General features: G+C 65.2%; 2 pseudogenes. Both read right to left on the bottom strand.

From position 1 onward, the window contains the following. Nucleotides 1–194: 194 nt before the first annotated feature. Nucleotides 195–1,268: pseudogene (ltrA, locus tag ABZ826_RS39295) on the bottom strand (group II intron reverse transcriptase/maturase); the annotation flags it as partial. 117 nt (nucleotides 1,269–1,385) lie between these two features. Then, a pseudogene (locus tag ABZ826_RS39290) lies at nucleotides 1,386–1,705 on the bottom strand (maturase); the annotation flags it as partial.

The following is a 1,705-nucleotide window of genomic DNA, read 5'->3' as shown; positions in this document are numbered from 1 at the left end:
AGCACTCGGCACAAGAAGGCCACTGGATAACCGCCCGGGTTGTCGGAACTCGCCTTCTCCGCATCGATGAACGCGTAGCGCGCGGCTACTTCGTCGATTCCCTCGCGAAGTCGGGTGGCCCGGGGGATCTCACCCCCGGGCTCCCGCAGATCCGTACGTGACCGTCTCCGGTCATACGGCTCTTGTCGTCCTGGTCACCAGACCCGGGCGGGCTCGGTCACCCAGACCCAGTGCGCGAGAAGCCGGGGATGTCGATCAACCCCGGACCACCACGCACGGAAGGTCGCCGACCAGCTTCGCCGCAGCCTCCGGTACTTCCCGCGCAACCACCGGACCACGTAGGCGTTGATCCGTTTCAGGAGGGGATACAGGGCCGACCTGCTGAAGGCCCCGTAGTACTGCATCCATCCCCGCACGACCGGATTGATCCAGTCCGCGAGGTCTCGGGCCTCGCCCTGCACCCACCGGTGCAGGCGCCAGGAGCGCACCACCTCGCCCATCCGCTTCAGGGCCTTGTCCGAGACCACCGGAGAGAAACTCCGGAACAGCCCGTTCCGCCCGTCCACGGTGCGCTCGCGAAAGTCGTAGCCCAGGAACGTGAACCTCGTGTGCTCGAAAGAGCTCTTGCGGTTCGCGTCCCGGCAGTAGACGATCTGCGTCTTGTCGGGGTGTAGTTGAAGGCCAACCGAGTCCATGCGCGCATCCAGCGCGGCCAGCACCGCTCTTGCCTCGGCGAGACTGCGGCAGTGGATGACCGCGTCGTCGGCATACCGTTCGAAGCGGACGTCCGGGAAGGCCCGGTGCAACCACATGTCGAACGCGTAGTGCATGAACAGGTTCGCCAGGACGGGAGATACCGCTGATCCCTGCGGGGTGCCCTTGGCGCGCTCGATCAGCGTGCCATCCGCATGTTGCAGCGGGGCAGCAAGCCACCGCTTGACATACAGCAGGACCCAGGGGAGCTCACAGACCGAGCCCACCGCCTTGAGCATCAAGTCCCACGGCACCGAGTCGAAGAACGCCTTGATGTCGAGACCGACCACCCAGTCGTACTTCCAGCACCGCTCCCGGCACGTGCCCACCACGTCGATCGCTCCGCGCCCCGGGCGGTAGCCGTAGGAGTCCGGATGGAAGATCGGCTCGACCCTCTCCTCCAGCACCATCGCCACCACCGTCTGCGCGACACGGTCGCCCACGGTCGGCACTCCGAGGACCCTGATGCCGCCCTGCGGCTTCGGGATCTCCACCATGCGCACCGGTGGCGGGAAGTAGCAGCCCGAGGAGTGAAGTAGGCCGCCGACGAGGTACCCGTGGCTCGGGTCCTTTTCCGACGGCCCCTTCCCGAACCGGGCAGGCGGCTTTCACCGCACCCGGCTCTCCAGCGATCATCTTCGGGTGGTAACCGTGGCACGTCCCGCATGAATATCCTGATGACAACGCTCGCAGACCACAAGGGTCTTACGCTTCCGCATGGCCATCATCCGTACCCATACGGGCCGTTCCGACTGACCTGGACGGTTTAGATCCGCGAGCTTGCGGACGTGATGGACTTGCAGTCCTTCCAGCCCCTCGCACATCTCGCACTGTCCAGCCAAGAGCCGATGGATCAGCTCATTGCGTTTAGTGACCGCCATGGTCGGCTTGGTGTCGGCGATGATGGCAGTACGTTTGCGCTTGAGAGGAATCCCGCCGAAGCGGGCTACCA

The organism is Streptomyces sp. NPDC047515, assembly GCF_040643055.1.
GTDB lineage: Bacteria > Actinomycetota > Actinomycetes > Streptomycetales > Streptomycetaceae > Streptomyces.
The sequence above is the reverse complement of the archived record's forward strand: the minus strand, read 5'-3'. Positions and strand labels throughout refer to the sequence as shown.